22 protein-coding genes are annotated in these 14,594 nt (G+C 58.1%); 12 read left to right on the top strand and 10 right to left on the bottom strand.

The window, feature by feature from the left end; all coding sequences use genetic code 11:
• Positions 1-62 precede the first annotated feature (62 nt).
• The 7 genes from bluB to ACXAH8_RS12825 all read right to left on the bottom strand — a co-directional run bounded on the left by bluB (position 63) and on the right by ACXAH8_RS12825 (position 4,755).
• Positions 63-698, bottom strand: coding sequence for a 5,6-dimethylbenzimidazole synthase (gene bluB / locus ACXAH8_RS12855; RefSeq protein ID WP_475218967.1), 636 nt, complete (start codon positions 696-698; stop codon positions 63-65).
• 12 nt (positions 699-710) lie between these two features.
• Entirely contained in the window at positions 711-1,100 is a 390-nt protein-coding gene (gene rpsP / locus ACXAH8_RS12850; RefSeq protein WP_475218965.1) for a 30S ribosomal protein S16, read from the bottom strand.
• A gap of 70 nt (positions 1,101-1,170) precedes the next feature.
• The gene (locus ACXAH8_RS12845) at positions 1,171-1,467 is read right to left on the bottom strand and encodes a chorismate mutase (protein WP_170380494.1); all 297 of its coding nucleotides are present in this window, start codon (positions 1,465-1,467) and stop codon (positions 1,171-1,173) included.
• Entirely contained in the window at positions 1,464-2,015 is a 552-nt protein-coding gene (locus ACXAH8_RS12840) for a GNAT family N-acetyltransferase (RefSeq protein WP_475218963.1), read from the bottom strand. The genes ACXAH8_RS12845 and ACXAH8_RS12840 overlap by 4 nt, the downstream gene beginning before the upstream one ends.
• Complete coding sequence (locus ACXAH8_RS12835; protein WP_475218961.1) at positions 2,012-2,566, bottom strand: GNAT family N-acetyltransferase; 555 nt, start codon at positions 2,564-2,566, stop codon at positions 2,012-2,014. Before ACXAH8_RS12835 ends, ACXAH8_RS12840 begins: the two co-directional genes overlap by 4 nt.
• Positions 2,567-4,075, bottom strand: a complete 1,509-nt coding sequence (gene ffh / locus ACXAH8_RS12830) for a signal recognition particle protein (RefSeq protein WP_475218959.1) — start codon at positions 4,073-4,075, stop codon at positions 2,567-2,569.
• 161 nt (positions 4,076-4,236) lie between these two features.
• Positions 4,237-4,755 carry a hypothetical protein gene (locus ACXAH8_RS12825; RefSeq protein ID WP_170556351.1) on the bottom strand — a complete coding sequence of 173 codons (519 nt, stop codon included), beginning with the start codon at positions 4,753-4,755 and terminating at the stop codon, positions 4,237-4,239.
• Positions 4,756-4,843: 88 nt separating this feature from the next.
• Between ACXAH8_RS12825 and ACXAH8_RS12820 the strand changes: the two genes are divergently transcribed.
• On the top strand, positions 4,844-5,374 hold the full coding sequence (locus ACXAH8_RS12820) for a prolyl-tRNA synthetase associated domain-containing protein (RefSeq protein WP_475218957.1): 531 nt from the start codon (positions 4,844-4,846) through the stop codon (positions 5,372-5,374).
• On the opposite strand, the gene ACXAH8_RS12815 is transcribed toward ACXAH8_RS12820, so the two are convergent.
• Positions 5,375-6,115: an aspartate/glutamate racemase family protein gene (locus ACXAH8_RS12815; protein ID WP_475218955.1), complete on the bottom strand. Its 741-nt coding sequence runs from the start codon at positions 6,113-6,115 to the stop codon at positions 5,375-5,377.
• A gap of 73 nt (positions 6,116-6,188) precedes the next feature.
• Positions 6,189-6,770: an FMN-dependent NADH-azoreductase gene (locus ACXAH8_RS12810; RefSeq protein ID WP_475218953.1), complete on the bottom strand. Its 582-nt coding sequence runs from the start codon at positions 6,768-6,770 to the stop codon at positions 6,189-6,191.
• Positions 6,771-6,882: 112 nt separating this feature from the next.
• Between ACXAH8_RS12810 and ACXAH8_RS12805 the strand changes: the two genes are divergently transcribed.
• From ACXAH8_RS12805 to ACXAH8_RS12790, 4 genes are all read left to right on the top strand, one after another.
• Entirely contained in the window at positions 6,883-7,761 is an 879-nt protein-coding gene (locus tag ACXAH8_RS12805) for a LysR family transcriptional regulator (RefSeq protein ID WP_475219042.1), read from the top strand.
• The gene (locus tag ACXAH8_RS12800; RefSeq protein ID WP_170641471.1) at positions 7,758-8,663 is read left to right on the top strand and encodes a DMT family transporter; all 906 of its coding nucleotides are present in this window, start codon (positions 7,758-7,760) and stop codon (positions 8,661-8,663) included. The genes ACXAH8_RS12805 and ACXAH8_RS12800 overlap by 4 nt, the downstream gene beginning before the upstream one ends.
• 58 nt (positions 8,664-8,721) lie before the next feature.
• Entirely contained in the window at positions 8,722-8,997 is a 276-nt protein-coding gene (locus tag ACXAH8_RS12795; protein WP_170668017.1) for a hypothetical protein, read from the top strand.
• 85 nt (positions 8,998-9,082) lie between these two features.
• Positions 9,083-9,496 (top strand): universal stress protein, encoded by a 414-nt coding sequence (locus ACXAH8_RS12790; RefSeq protein ID WP_170556358.1) that lies wholly within the window; start codon positions 9,083-9,085, stop codon positions 9,494-9,496.
• Between the two features lies 1 nt (position 9,497).
• Here ACXAH8_RS12790 and ACXAH8_RS12785 read toward each other — a convergent pair whose 3' ends face one another.
• Complete coding sequence (locus ACXAH8_RS12785; RefSeq protein WP_170641466.1) at positions 9,498-9,833, bottom strand: ArsR/SmtB family transcription factor; 336 nt, start codon at positions 9,831-9,833, stop codon at positions 9,498-9,500.
• A gap of 84 nt (positions 9,834-9,917) precedes the next feature.
• Here ACXAH8_RS12785 and ACXAH8_RS12780 point away from each other — a divergent pair, with 84 nt between their 5' ends.
• The 7 genes from ACXAH8_RS12780 (at position 9,918) to ACXAH8_RS12750 (ending at position 14,590) form a co-directional block, all read left to right on the top strand.
• Positions 9,918-10,829: a DMT family transporter gene (locus tag ACXAH8_RS12780; protein WP_475219040.1), complete on the top strand. Its 912-nt coding sequence runs from the start codon at positions 9,918-9,920 to the stop codon at positions 10,827-10,829.
• A gap of 185 nt (positions 10,830-11,014) precedes the next feature.
• Complete coding sequence (locus ACXAH8_RS12775; RefSeq protein ID WP_170380482.1) at positions 11,015-11,347, top strand: AtpZ/AtpI family protein; 333 nt, start codon at positions 11,015-11,017, stop codon at positions 11,345-11,347.
• Between the two features lie 2 nt (positions 11,348-11,349).
• The gene (locus ACXAH8_RS12770) at positions 11,350-12,108 is read left to right on the top strand and encodes a F0F1 ATP synthase subunit A (RefSeq protein ID WP_170380481.1); all 759 of its coding nucleotides are present in this window, start codon (positions 11,350-11,352) and stop codon (positions 12,106-12,108) included.
• A gap of 48 nt (positions 12,109-12,156) precedes the next feature.
• Positions 12,157-12,381, top strand: a complete 225-nt coding sequence (locus ACXAH8_RS12765; RefSeq protein WP_005981269.1) for a F0F1 ATP synthase subunit C — start codon at positions 12,157-12,159, stop codon at positions 12,379-12,381.
• An 86-nt stretch (positions 12,382-12,467) separates the two neighbouring features.
• Entirely contained in the window at positions 12,468-13,019 is a 552-nt protein-coding gene (locus ACXAH8_RS12760; protein WP_475218948.1) for a F0F1 ATP synthase subunit B', read from the top strand.
• A 5-nt stretch (positions 13,020-13,024) separates the two neighbouring features.
• On the top strand, positions 13,025-13,585 hold the full coding sequence (locus ACXAH8_RS12755) for a F0F1 ATP synthase subunit B (protein ID WP_170668015.1): 561 nt from the start codon (positions 13,025-13,027) through the stop codon (positions 13,583-13,585).
• Between the two features lie 147 nt (positions 13,586-13,732).
• Positions 13,733-14,590 (top strand): DUF5672 family protein, encoded by an 858-nt coding sequence (locus ACXAH8_RS12750; RefSeq protein ID WP_475218946.1) that lies wholly within the window; start codon positions 13,733-13,735, stop codon positions 14,588-14,590.
• Positions 14,591-14,594 lie beyond the last annotated feature (4 nt).

Raw genomic sequence — 14,594 nt, 5'->3', positions numbered from 1 at the left:
ACACGCCAACAATAAATGCGATCAGCAACAGGATGGGAAGCCGTAACAATCCGAACATCGGCCTATCGCACCTCGATCGGCAGAGTCTCGTCGCGGTCTTCCCAACCGGCCCTTTCCAACTCGGGCGTGTCGGACTCTTCTTCCGGCCAGCCCACGCAGAAGTAACCGATCAGCCGCCAGTTGTCCGGGACGTTCAGATCGGTGTTCATTTGGTCGGGGTCGAGGATTGAGACCCAGCCCAGCCCTAGCCCCTGCGCGCGCAAGGCGAGCCAGAACAGGGTGATGGCCGAGACAACCGAATAGCGCCGCATCTCGGGCATGGTGCCAGCGCCCAGACCCTGGCCTTTGCTGGTGGTGTCATCGCAGAACACCGCCAATTGCACAGGCGCCTCCTGCATGCCCGAAAGTTTGAGGCCGCTATACAGCTGTGCTTTCTCACCGGAATACCCGGCCAGAGCGTCCCCATTGGCGGTTTGGAAATTCTTGAGCGCCGCGTCGCGCGCGGCCTTACTTTCGACGCGGATCACGCGCCAGGGTTCGCTGAGCCCCACGGATGGGGCCAGTAGAAACGCGTCGAGGCAGCGCGCCAGCACTGCCTCGTCCACAGGGTCGGTGCGGAACCGACGCACATCGCGTCGGAGCCGCATCAACAGATCGAACTGCGTGCGAAAATCGTCGGTGAAAGCCTGATCCTGCACGCGTCGGCCTGCTTATTCTTCTGCTGCAGCTTCTTCAGCCGGTGCAGCAGCCGCTTCGGCAGCTTCAGCAGCCTTTGCAGCTTTCTCTTCCGCGCGCTCTTGGGCTTTCTTGCCCGGAGTACCCTTGTTCGGGTTGTTGCGCTCGGCTTTGTCACGGGTGCCGGCAGCTTCGAGCATACGTGCGATACGGTCGGTGGGCTGAGCGCCCTGATCCAGCCAGTACTGGATGCGCTCCACGTTCATTTTCACGCGCTCTTCGCTGTCTTTCGGCAGAAGCGGGTTGTAGGTGCCCAGTTTTTCGATGAAACGGCCATCGCGAGGCATACGGCTGTCAGCCGCAACGATACGATAGAAGGGACGTTTTTTCGAGCCGCCGCGGGCGAGACGAATTTTCATTGCCATGGTGGTATCTCCTTAAGATGGCGTTCGCCGGGGTCTTGTCCGGCTATTCTTGGTATACTTGGAAACGGGGTTATTCCTGATGTTTCCGGTGGTGACGGATGACTTCCTGAATGATGAAATTCAGAAAAGCCTTGGCGAAATCGGGGTCAAGATCGGCCTCTTTCGCCAGGTCTTCTAGCCGTGCGATCTGCGCGGCTTCGCGCGTGGGATCGGACGGGGGAAGGTCGTGTTCGGCCTTGAGCTTGCCAACGGCCTGCGTGTGCTTGAACCGCTCGCCTAACGTATAGACAAGGATCGCGTCCAGCCGGTCGATGCTTTCGCGATGCTCTTTCAGCAGCGTCGCAGCCTGTGTCACGGGGTTGGTCATTGGCCGGTCCTTTCGGAGGTCAAAGCAGGTTCAGAAACGTTGATACGCGGGTGACGCCACATCTGGGCTTTCTTGCCCAGCAGTTCGGCCTCGCGTTCATAGGTGGCGCCAAGACGCTCGGCCAAAGCACGCGAGCGTTCATTTGCATGGGCGATATAGGACATAACGCCGTTCAGGCCTTGATGCTGGGCAGCGTAGTGGCGCGCGGCTTGCGCGGCCTCGAAGCCCAGACCTTTGCCTTCGGCCTGCTCCAACAGGGTCCAGGCCAATTCCGGCTCATCCCAGCCCGGAGCAAAGATCATACCCGCCCAGCCTACGAACGCGCCGCTCGATTTTTCGGTCAGATGCCACAGGCCATAGCCATTGAGCGCCCAATGACCCAAACGTTTAACCAGCGAGTCCCAGCTGCCCAACTCATCTTTCGGACCTCCGACCATATAGCTGCGTTCTGTTTGAAAGAACGCGGTCATCGCGGGCAGGTCGTCCTGATGCGGTGCGCGCAGGATCAGACGTTCGGTTTCGACAGTGGGGATGTTGAAAGAGGTCATGCGTAGGCCTCCATTCCACAATTCACCAGATCCGCCGGGGCAGGGTGCCGCCAGATTTCTGAGGTCCCGTATTTGGGATGCTCGTAATTGTATTCGAACTGTGCGCCCAAACGTTTGGCAACGGCGATGCTGGCGTGATTTTCGGGGTCGATCAGCGAGATCGCAGTGTCCCAACCCAGAACATCGTATGCGTAGCTGCGCGCTGCAAACCCAGCCTCAGTCGCGTATCCTTTGCCAGTGGCGTGGTTCAGCAGTGTCCAGCCAACCTCGGGCTCAGGCCAGCCTTCGGGACACCAGAGGCCGACACGACCAAGATATTCGCCGGTGTCTTTTTCATCGACGCTCCAGTATCCGTAGCCGCGCAGCGACCAATGGCCCAGCAGAGCAGCGATCACACGCCACACCTCGTCCCGGCGCATCTGACCGCCGACATACTCCGCAGCTTCGCTGGCGAAGAACGCGGTGTCTGCGTCAAGATCAGCTTCGGACGGCGCGCGCAGGATCAGGCGCTCGGTCTCAAGCTGGGGGATATGAGGCGTGAGGGCAGTCATCTACTTCTTTTTGCCAAACCCGCTGAGGCCCTGAGGCAGGCCCATGCCACCGCCCAGTCCGGGCAGGCCACCGGGCATCTTACCGCCCATGGCCTTGGCCGCCTGTTCCAGTGCTTTGGGATCCATGCCTGCGGCCATGTCCTCGGGTGAGGGGCCACCTTTGCCGAACATGCCCTTCATGGCCTGTTTCAGCATCTTGCCTTTGCCCATCTTGCCCATCTTCTTCATCATGTCCGACATCTGTCGGTGCATCTTGAGCAGCTTGTTGAGGTCGCTGACCTCCATCCCAGAACCCGCCGCAATCCGTTTCTTGCGGCTGGCCTGCAGCAGCTGAGGGTTGGCGCGTTCGCGTTTGGTCATCGACTGGATCATGGCGATCTGCTGGCGCAGGATCTTGTCGTCCAGACCGGCCTGATCCATCTGCTTGGCCATCTTGCCCATGCCCGGCATCATACCCATCATGCCTTGCATGCCGCCCATCTGGATCATTTGTTCCAGCTGCATTTTCAGGTCGTTCATGTTGAACTGACCTTTGACCATGCGCTTCATCATGCGCTCGGTCTGTTCCATCTCCATCGTTTCCTGGGCTTTTTCGACCAGAGCAACGATGTCGCCCATGCCCAGAATACGACCGGCGATTCTGTCCGGCTCGAAGGTTTCGAGCGCGTCCATCTTTTCGCCCAGACCGACAAAGCGGATCGGCTTGCCAGTGACTGCGCGCATCGACAGAGCCGCACCGCCGCGACCATCACCGTCCATCCGGGTCAGAACCACGCCCGAGATGCCGACCTTGGCGTCGAACTCCTCGGCGACTTCAACCGCGACCTGACCGGTCAGGCCGTCGACGACCAGCAGGGTCTCACGCGGGTCAACTACATTGCGGACCTGCTCGACCTCGTCCATCAGCACTTCGTCGATATGCAGACGGCCCGCGGTGTCGAGCATATAAACGTCATAGCCGCCTAGTGTCGCCTGTTGCTTAGCGCGTTTGGCGATATCGACCGGCGTCTGGCCCGGCACGATCGGCAGCGTATCGACGCCGACCTGAGTCCCCAGCACCGCCAGCTGATCCATCGCCGCCGGGCGATAGACGTCCAGCGAGGCCATCAGGACCTTCTTGCCCTCTTTCTCTTTCAGGCGTTTGGCGAGTTTACCGGTGGTGGTCGTCTTACCCGAGCCCTGCAGTCCGACCATCAGGATCGGGGCAGGCGGGTTGTCGATCTTCAGCTTGCCGGGGTCTTCCTCGCCACGCAGGGTTTCGACCAGCGCGTCGTGCACGATCTTGACGACCTGCTGACCGGGCGTGATCGACTTGGTCACCGCCTGTCCGGTCGCCTGTTCCTGAACCTTCTTGACGAACGCGCGTGCAACGGGCAGCGAGACGTCTGCCTCAAGCAGGGCAACGCGAACCTCGCGCAGGGCGGTCTTCACGTCCTCTTCGGACAACGCGCCTTGTTTGGTCAGCCGATCAAAGACGCCAGAGAGGCGTTCGGATAGATTTTCAAACATGCCTTCGGCCTCCTATGCCGGTTTAGATGTGGCATCCCCTAAGTAGGAAACGCCGGTTAAATACACAATTGCCCCCACGGGCGAAACTCGCTGGTGGGGGGCGATCCCTGAACGACTCAAGGGACCGGAAGGTCTACGCTTCCGGATGTTTGGATGCGGCTTTAGGCGGATTGGCTGTCAGAGTCAACCTTGTGCGCCGGAAGCCAGGCATTGACCGCATCGACCATGCGCTGTGCGCCGCCTCCGCTGACATAGGCTTCGACAATCGGGTGACGGCCGGCACTCATGCCCTTTTCCAGAATCAAAACGGGGCGATGCATCTTGGACGAGTTTCCTTTGCGACTCGAGGTGGTGGTTTCCACCTCGGCATGGGAGAGGTTTGACAGATCATGTTCCACGGTGTCATAACCAAAAATCGATTGGCGGCGGATAAGGATGCTGTTCGAGCGACGGTCCAATATGACCTGCACGCGTCGCACAAAGACGCAGAAGGCGCCAAAGCCCAAACCGCCACCGACCAGTGCAAAGAAAATGCCAAAAAAAATACCCTCACCCCCTTCGGTGGCCATGAAGAGGCCTGCGCCGACGAAACAGAGGATGAAGACAACCAGCATGATGCCTATCAGCCAGGGTGTATTGGACAGGATCAACTGGTCCGGGGTGTTGCGCGTGACTTTCATGGCGGCACGCTAGCATCGAATTCTAGGTCTGTCGTGGCTTGAATTTACCCGCGCGTTGCGCGATGAGCGCGTCAAACAGGAGGCTTTCATGGACGCATCATCCGCTTTTCAGGACACATTGCCGCTCAGTTCCGATGCGTTGTTGGCGCAGTTGGATGATTGGGGGTTGGCGTATCGGCTGCATTCTCATGTGCCACTGCGCACAGTTGAGGATGCGAAGGCAGTTGAGGGCCAGTTCATGGTGCCGGGCGAGAATGCGTTGCGGTTGAAGAACCTGTATCTGCGCGACAAGAAAAAGCGCAACTATCTGGTGACGCTTGAACAGAGCCGCGAGATTGACCTTAAAGCGCTGGGCGCTGAATTGGGGATCGGTAACCTGTCATTCGGCTCGGCGGATCGCTTGTTGGAGAACCTCGGCATCCGTCCGGGTGCAGTCAGCCCGCTGGCGATGATCAACGGGGTACAGAATAACGTGCGGTTCTTCATGGACGCAGCGGCGCAGCAGGCCGACGTGATCTACATGCACCCGCTGGTCAATGACCGAACCGTCGCGATGTCGCAGTCCGATTTGATGGCGTTCTTCGACCGGATCGGATGCAACGTGACCTGGCTGCCTTAGTCACTCCTCCAACGCTTGTTTCAGCGCAGCGGCGACATGGGCCGCCGACGGGTTGATGAACAAATGTCCGTCGGCTTCGAACACCGGGTCGTCCAGATGGTTTGGAAAGGCCAGCGGCAGTTCCGTACAAGCCAGCAAGATGGCCGTGCCCGGTTCTGCATGCTTGTTACAAAAGGCCAGCAGCCGGTCATGAGCGGATTCTGACGCACCGCCGTAAAACTCGTTGTCGATCATGGCCTGCATCTCGGCGATTTCGACTTCGGGCAGACGATCATTTGCGGCGATGCCCTCATCGGTCAACCTGTCTGCGTAGTTGGTCGCCTGCATGGTTACGGTCGTGCCCAAAACCAGCGCCCGTGGAGCGCCCGTCGACGCGGTGACCTCGGCCGTCGCGTCGAAGATGCTGAGAATGGGCATCGACACGCCCTGCCGGATCGCATGAAGACGTGCATGTGGAGTGTTTGAGGCGATGATCGCAAAATCACATCCCGCGTTCTCCAAGGTCAGAAGCGCTTCGCGAAACACCGCGTCGAAAGCGGTCCAACTGGCCTCATCGCCGGCCACTCCGCGCAAGGCCCGTGTTTTGGCTTGCGTGACGGATTCGATTGTCATCGGTGGAATGGGTAGGGGGGACTCGTGTCCGCGTTCGGCGAAATATCGCCCGGCCCCTTCGGAAATCGCGCGGTAGTAATCCACCGTCGAGGCCCAGCCGACACCCCCAAGAATTCCGATCTTTTTCATGACAAACGTCCAATCCGCAGAAAGCTACTGCTGCGCAGATTGGACGTTTCGTTTTGCTTTGACCAGAGCCAGATCAGGCTGCCAGTTCACCAATGGCTTTGTGGGCATTTTTGACCGACGAGTCCGCATCAATGGCCAATTGATCTGCAGCTACGACGTCGACGTCAGTGATGCCGATGAAGCCTAGAACATGTTTGGCGTAGTTGGTTGCAAAGTCGATTTCAGATCCGACCGCCGTGCCACCTGATGCGATTGCCAGAACGGCGCGTTTGCCTTCCAGCAGGCCTTTGGGGCCGTTCTCGGAGTAAGAGAATGTCAGACCGGCCCGGGCAACCAGATCAATCCATGCCTTGAACGCCGCCGGGACCGAGAAGTTGTAGATTGGCAGGCCGATCACGATGGTATCGGCGCGTTGCAGTTCGTTCACCAGTTCGTCGGACAGGGCCAGTTGATCGCGCTGAACGGCATCGCGTTGGTCTGCCGGGGTGAAGTTAGCGGCGATCCAGTCCTCGGTCAGTAGGGGCAGGGGGCTAGCCAGATCGCGGCGGATGATGCGTTCCGCGCCGAGATGCTGGACGACGCGATGCGACAGGTCGCGGGTTGCGGATCCGGTGCGGCGGGCCGAGGCGTCGATATGCAGGATTGTTTTGGTCATGATGTCCTCATTGGGGCAATTTAGCTCTGCTCCCAATATGAGCGTTGCGCTGGCGAACAAAACTCGGCTAAGTCAACATTGAGTGTTTGAAATTGCACATTATGAGGTCGTGATGGACAATTGGGACGAAGTCAGAACCGCGTATCAGGTGGCCCGTATGGGAACGGTCAGCGGCGCGGCCGAGGTTCTGGGCGTGCATCATGCAACGGTCATTCGCCACATCGACGCCATCGAGGCGCGTCTGGGCGTGAAGCTTTTCCAGCGCCATGCGCGGGGGTACACGCCGACCGAAGCGGGTGAGGACCTGTTGCGCGTGGCCCAAGCCACAGAAGATCAGTTCAACCAATTGGTTGGTCGCATGAAAGGGCGCGGCGATGACGTCTCGGGCGAGTTGGTCGTAACCTCTCTGGCGTCGCTGGCCCCTCTGGTCGTGCCGACATTGACCGAGTTTCAGAAGTCACATCCGGGCCTGATCGTGCGCTATCTGACCGGGGATCGTCTGTTCCGACTGGAATATGGTGAGGCACATGTGGCCATTCGTGCCGGTGCCGCACCCGATCAACCAGACAACGTGGTACAGCCCTTTGTCGCGCAGGAAGTCGGGCTCTACGCTAGCAAGGATTATATCGCGCGGCGCGGCAAACCTTCGTGCGTCGAGGATTTTGGCAACCACGCCTTTGTCGGAAATGACGACGAAAACAGCCGCGCGCCGTTTTCTCGCTGGCTGCGTGCGAATGCACCGGTTGAGGCAATGACCTTCTTGTGTTCCAACAACTTCACCTGTGGCGAAGCGGTTCTGGCCGGGGCAGGGATAGGCTTCATGGCCCGGTGGGAAGCTGCGCGCCATCCTGAACTCGAAGAGGTTATGGAGCCGCTGCCGGAATGGTCCGGTAAACTGTGGCTGGTGACCCATGTGGACCTGCATCGCACGACCAAGGTGCAGTCTTTCCTGCAATTCCTGAAAGACCAGTCCAAGGGCTGGCTGCCATGAGCCCACAAGCGCGTGGCCATCTGGCCATGCTGGTCTTCTCGGCCCTGGTCGCAGGCAGTTTCTCGTTGGGGTCGATCATCGCCAATGAGATCGCCCCGGCGGCGCTGAATGCGGTGAGGTTCGGGATAGCAGCAGGTGTGATCGGCCTTGCCGCATTGGCCACCACCGGTTTGCCACGCAGCGCGGCGCAGGCGCCTTGGCGGTATCTTGTGCTTGGCGGGCTGTTCGCCACCTATTTCGTGCTAATGTTCTACGGGCTGCAAACCGCCCCACCGGTCAGCGCGGCTGCGGTGTTCACCTTGACGCCCGTCATTGCCGCCTTCGCCGGGTGGGCGCTGTTGCGTCAGGTCACAACACCCCGGATGGCACTGGCTTTAGTGGTCGGTGCGGCAGGCGCGCTTTGGGTGATTTTTCGCGCGGATTGGCAGGCTTTCCGGGCGTTCTCGATCGGAGGGGGCGAGATCATCTATTTCTGGGGCTGTGTCGCCCATGCGATCTACACCCCGATGGTGCGCAAACTGAACCGGGGCGAGCCGGCTGTAGTGTTCACCTTCGGCACGCTTGTCGCAGGGTGCCTGTTACTGACCGGCTTTGGCTGGCGCGACATCCTTGCAACCGACTGGGCCAACCTTCCGGGTATCGTCTGGCTGGGCCTGTTCTACCTGTCCTTCTTTGCGACCGCCGTCAGTTTCGTGCTGGTGCAGTTCGCAGCTTTGCGCCTGCCCTCGGCCAAGGTGATGGCCTATACCTATCTTGTCCCAAGCTGGGTGATCTTGTGGGAGATCGCGCTGGGCAACGGCATCCCGACAGGCCTTATTCTGGGTGGGGTCGGGCTGACCATCCTCGCGCTTCTCATGCTGTTGAAAGACGAAGCGCCCGCTCCGCAAACAGAGCCAAAGTGACTCTTGTGCCTGATCCCAGCTGTGGCAGATTTCGACTATTGCGCGAAAGGAACGCAAAATGACCCGAGTTTTCGTGATTGGAACGGCTCTTTTCCTCTGTGGCTGTGCCTCGAACGGCTCTGACCAGAAAGGATCAGATCTACAGGCCAGTTGTGAGGCGCTGGTCTCGGCGGAAACTGGGGTGGCATCTGGCGATGTTCAGGCGACCTCAACCCAGTCAGAGGCAACGGGAACGGTCGTGAGCGTCTCTGTGGCGGGCGCCGAAGCGCCCTGGATTTGCCGGGCGGATGTGACCGGTGTGATCACCGACGTAGAATACAGTCAGGAGGGGTAAACCGGCCCTTTTGAAGGGGTTGAGCCAGATCAAGGCCCTAAATTGCGGTGTCCTCTAATCTCAAAACTGGAGAGAGGAGGAATTCATGTACAATCACATCATGATCCCTGTCGACTTGCATATGCCGCCTGAGGTCCAGAAGGCAACTGCAGTCGCGACTGAAATCGCCAAATGGCAGAGCGCCAAGGTTACCCTCGTCAGCGTGACGGGTATGCAGCCTGGTGAAGCCTTGCAAACGGATGAGGCGATTGCCGAAAGCCTATCCGCGCTGGCAGACGAGATCGGCAAACTGAGTGGCACCGAGGTTGAGACGCGCAATATCCACTCCGTCGACGTGGCCGCCGAAGTGGACGGGGATCTTGCGAAAGCCGCCGAAGAGATTGGCGCGGATCTGATCGTTGTTGGCACACACGCCCCGCGGATCACAGACTACATCTTCACGAGCCACGCCGGGAAACTGGCGCAGCATTCAAAAATGTCGGTCTTCGTGGTCAGATGACTTAGGGGTCGTCTCCCGACGGTAGCTCGACTTCCAAGAACCGTTCGAACGCGTCCAGATTGACGGGTTCGAACTGCCCGAAGCCCTGCATCCAGACCGAGGCCGCGCGCAGGGCGTCCGGCTCAAGCTTGCACCATTTTACCCGCCCGCGTTTTTCCTGGCTGATCAGCCCGGCCCGGGTCAGAATGACCAGATGTTTAGAGATCGCGGCCAGAGACATCTCGAACGGTTCGGCCACATCCGTGACGGCCATGTCATCCTCTAGCAGCATCGCAAGGATGGTGCGGCGGGTCGGATCGGCCAAAGCGGCAAAAACAGTATCGAGATCGCTAGACATGTCACGTTCCTAATGCGCAGGAACCGGTTTGACAATTTGCAGCCCATTGCGATGCTGCGCCGTGAATTGCAAATGGGTGTCTCAATGCCGCTGAAATACTGGCTGGTGATCTGTATCCTCGGCATCGGCTGGGGCATGTCTTTCATGTTCAACGCCATTTTGCTGCGCGAACTCGGGCCGCTGTCCGTGTCCATGGGACGGGTCGGCTTCGGAGCACTGGGGTGCTGGATTTACGTTATTGGCGCCCGTCTGAACGTACGCCTGTCAGTCAACCGCGCGATTGCCTTGCTGGGGTTTGGTGCGCTCAGCTATGCCGCGCCATTCGCGTTTTATGCGCTGGGCCAGCAGCATATCGGCGCGGGTGTAGCGGGTATCGTGAACGCAACGACGCCTGCCTTCGCTGTCATCGTCTCGCATTTCTGGCCGGGGGGTGAGCGGGCAACCTTCTTTAAGTCACTGGGCGTGGTCTGTGGGTTCGCGGGAATTGTCGTGCTGTCGCTGCCGGTTCTTCACTCTGGGGCCGATTCCCAGTTCTGGGCCATTTTGCTGATCCTGCTGGCTCCGGTTTGCTATGCCTTCTCGGTCAACTTCGCGCGCGCGTTCCGGGATATGCAGCCCGTGGTTCTGGTTGCCTTGGCTCTAACCGGAGCAACACTGGCAATCACTCCGCTGGCCCTCTGGCAAGAGGGGTTGCCCCATGTCACCCGGGTTGAGACCTGGGCGTCTCTGCTGATGATCGGATTTGTTCTGACCTCGGCGGCGTTCATCGTGTTCTATTGGCTGCTGCCCAAAGTGGGTCCGACGAACATTTCAACCGTTACCCTCATCGCGCCGGTCTCGGCGTTGGTGCTGGGAACATGGGTGTTGCAAGAGGCCCTGCGCCCCGAGCATTTGCTTGGCATGGCAGCGATCCTTGTCGGGCTTTTGCTGATTGATGGGCGCATTGTTCGGCGGATGCGCCAAGGCGCGGAAGTCAAAGATCAACCAAAGGGTTGAATATGGCTTTCTAGGCGGATTGCCTGGCTTTGGCCTTTGCCTTAGCAGTTGAGCGATTTTGGATAGGTGATTTATTTTTTTAAAAACAAGGCATTAACCTGCGTCAATTCGGGCGCGCAAGCCCGTTGACTCTGCGCCCCTTGCCCCTTAGCACCTAGCCTCAAGACTGTACGAGGGAAACGCCCGTGACCGATGACGACCAAAAGCAGCGTATGGCGCAGCTTGAGGCCAAGATCGACGCGGCGAAAAAGGCGAAACAGCCCAAACCACGTGCAGATGCTGACGTGTCCGGAGGCGAGCTTGCCTGGAGGATGGTCATCGAAATGGTATCCGGTCTGGGGATCGGATTTGGCATCGGATACGGGCTGGACAGCCTGCTCGGGACAATCCCGATCTTTCTGGTGCTGTTCACATTGCTGGGTCTTGTCGCGGGCGTGAAGGTTATGCTCCGCAGCGCGAAAGAGGCCCAAGAGAAACAAATGGCGGCGACGGCTGCCGAGAAGGACGAGAGGGACTGAACGTGGCAACTGAGACCACCGCAGCAGAGGGCAGCAGCCTGGTATTCCACCCAATGGATCAGTTCATCGTCAAACCGCTGTTTGGAGACGGCGCTGTTGGCATGTTCACTATCACCAACGTGACCCTGTGGCTGTTCTTTGCGATCGTCGCGGTTGTTCTGCTGCTGGTTCTGCCCACATCGAAGCGCGCAATCGTTCCGACGCGTATGCAGTCGATCGCAGAGCTGACCTACGGTTTCGTCTACAAGATGCTGGAAGACATCTGCGGCAAGGAAGGCGTTAAGTTCTTCCCTTATGTCATGACCCTGTTCATGTTCATTGTCTGCGCCAACTTCCTGGGCCTGATCCCGACCTCGTTCACCACAACCTCGCATTTCGCGGTCACCATCCCGCTGGCGCTGGCTGTGTTCTTGACCGTAACTGTTCTGGGTTTTGTCAAAAACGGTGCCGCGTTCCTGGGTCTGTTCTGGGTTTCCAGCGCGCCTCTGGCACTGCGCCCGATCCTGGCGATCATCGAGCTGATCTCGTACTTCGTGCGCCCCGTCAGCCACTCCATTCGTCTTGCCGGTAACGTCATGGCTGGCCACGCAGTTATCAAGGTTTTCGCAGGCTTCGCTGCGGTTGCCGTGATCTCGCCCGTGTCCGTTCTGGCGATCACCGCAATGTATGGTCTTGAGGTCCTGGTGGCCTTCATTCAGGCCTACGTATTCACCATTCTGACCTGTGTTTATCTGAAAGATGCGCTGCATCCGTCGCACTAAGGTCCGAACACCCAACATCGAAACTTCCAATTCGTAAGGAGATACATCATGGAAGGCGATCTCGCACACATCGGCGCAGGCCTGGCAGCAATCGGTTCCGGCGCAGCCGCAATCGGGGTGGGCAACGTAGCAGGCAACTTCCTGGCCGGCGCCCTGCGCAACCCTTCGGCGGCTGCTTCGCAGACCGCAACACTCTTCATCGGTATCGCGTTCGCAGAAGCCCTGGGGATCTTCGCATTCCTGGTCTCGCTGCTGCTGATGTTCGCCGTATAATCTGCGGAACCTGATCCTTACGCGCAGGTGGGCCCAAGCCATAGCGGCCCACCTGTTGTAAAGACACGTTTCCGACGGAGGATATCATGGCGACTGAACCCCTTACAGAAGAGGTAGCTGGCTCGTGCGTCGACTCCTATGGCTCTGCCATCGGGATGCCGCAGCTCTGCTTCGATTGGTTCCCCAACCAGATTTTCTGGCTGGTCATTACGCTGGTCGTCATCTTTCTGGTCCTGTCTCGCGTGGCACTGCCCCGCATCGCGGCAATCCTGTCTGAGCGTCAGGGGACCATTACAAATGACCTGGCTGCGGCCGAAGATCTGAAGGCCAAGGCGGTCGAGGCCGAAGAGGCCTATAACAAGGCGCTGGCCGATGCCCGTTCTGAGGCACAGCGTATCGCAGCGGAAGCCCGTGCCGAAATCCAGTCTGGTCTGGATGACGCGATTGCCAAGGCAGATGCGGAAATCGCTGCGAAGGCGGCTGAATCGGAGAAGGCGATTGCCGACATCCGCGCCGGTGCGCTGGAAAGCATTCAAGTGGTTGCCAAGGATACGGCGGCTGAACTGGTGACTGCATTGGGCGGCGAGGCAGATGCCAAAGCCATCAACAGTGCCGTTGACGCGCAGATGAAAGGATAAGTGACATGCGGAACACTCTTGCCCTTATCCTGACCTTCGGCGCAGCCAGCCCCGCATTGGCGGCCAAAGGCCCGTTCTTCTCGCTTGGTAACACCGACTTTGTCGTTCTTCTGGGCTTCATCGTCTTCATCGCGGTTCTGTTCTACTTCAAGGTCCCCGGCATGATCGGTGGCGCTCTGGACAACCGTGCTGAGGGCATCAAGTCCGAGCTCGACGAAGCCCGCGCCCTGCATGAAGAAGCCCGCAGCCTGCTGGCCTCGTATGAGCGCAAGCAGCGAGAAGTGCAGACCCAGGCAGATGCCATTGTGGCTGCAGCCAAGGACGATGCGGCTCTGGCAGCGGAACAGGCCAAGGTCGATCTGGAAAAATCCATCGCACGCCGTTTGGCGGCCGCGCAGGATCAGATTGCTTCGGCTGAGGCGTCGGCCGTGAAGGAAGTTCGCGATCAGGCGATCTCGGTAGCGGTATCTGCCGCAAACGCCGTTCTGGCAAAACAGATGACTGCGACGCAGGCGAACAAGCTCATCGACGCGGCCATTGCTGATGTCGGTGCTAAGTTGCACTAGAGCATGCAAGACCAATGTTTCAGGCACCTGTTGAGGTGCCTGAAACATAACAACACCGAACGTTACGGACGCCCTGTATTTCCAAAGAACAACACTTCTATAGTACCTACTGGTTGCATTGAAACAGAGTGACTTAGGAGATAGATCTTGAACAAGTCAGTAAGCAGTACATGTGCTGTTGTGGTGCCGGTCTATCGTGAACTTTGTTCGGCTGAGCTTCAGGTACTCAAGCACAATCTGGACGTGTTGGCGAGAAATAGAGTCGTGCTCATTGGTTCACGCTGTCAACGTGATTTGCTACGAAAGACGAGAGATGTCATATCACCAGCGGTCGGACAGGAAATTTTCTTGGAGCTCTTTGAAGGCAATCACTTTGAAAGTGTCAAAGGTTACAACAGTCTACTAAAAAGCGAGACATTTTTTCGCCGCTTCTTGGACAGCGAGTACATTTTGATCTGTCAGCATGATGCGGTTGTTCTAAGGGATGAAGTCGAGGAGTGGGTGCAAAAAGGTTATGCATTTGTCGGAGCACCCATGTTTAAAGGATATAGCGAGCCTCACAGACCATTGAAGCTCTTGAAGACGTTGAATGGTGGGTTCAGTTTGCGTCACGTTCAATCTGCTTTGAGGGTGTTGCAATCGACGAAAATAATCAATCGGACCAAGTTTTTTGGTACGCTTTCTAAGCTTGGTTTCGTGCGTATTGCTGATTGGATTTGTCGAATTTTTCTGAAATCCAGGGTAATGGTTGTGAAATCCGGTATAAACGAGGATATTTTTTGGTCCGGATTTGTGCCAGAAAGATTTCCAGATTTTAGGGTTCCATTCCCGAAAGACGCCGCTCAATTTGCCTTTGAAGCTTGCCCGTCAGAGTTGTATGAACTGCTTGACAAAAAATTGCCAATGGGTGGTCACGCGTATGAGCGATATGAGCCTGACTTTTGGGTAAAACATGTGCCCGCCGAATTGAAGGCTGCAATAGGATATTTGGGAAAAACTGAATAGCGAA

The sequence above is a fragment of the Ruegeria sp. ABV3_008 genome, from assembly GCF_056161185.1.
This window is presented reverse-complemented; position numbering and strand designations above follow the sequence as displayed.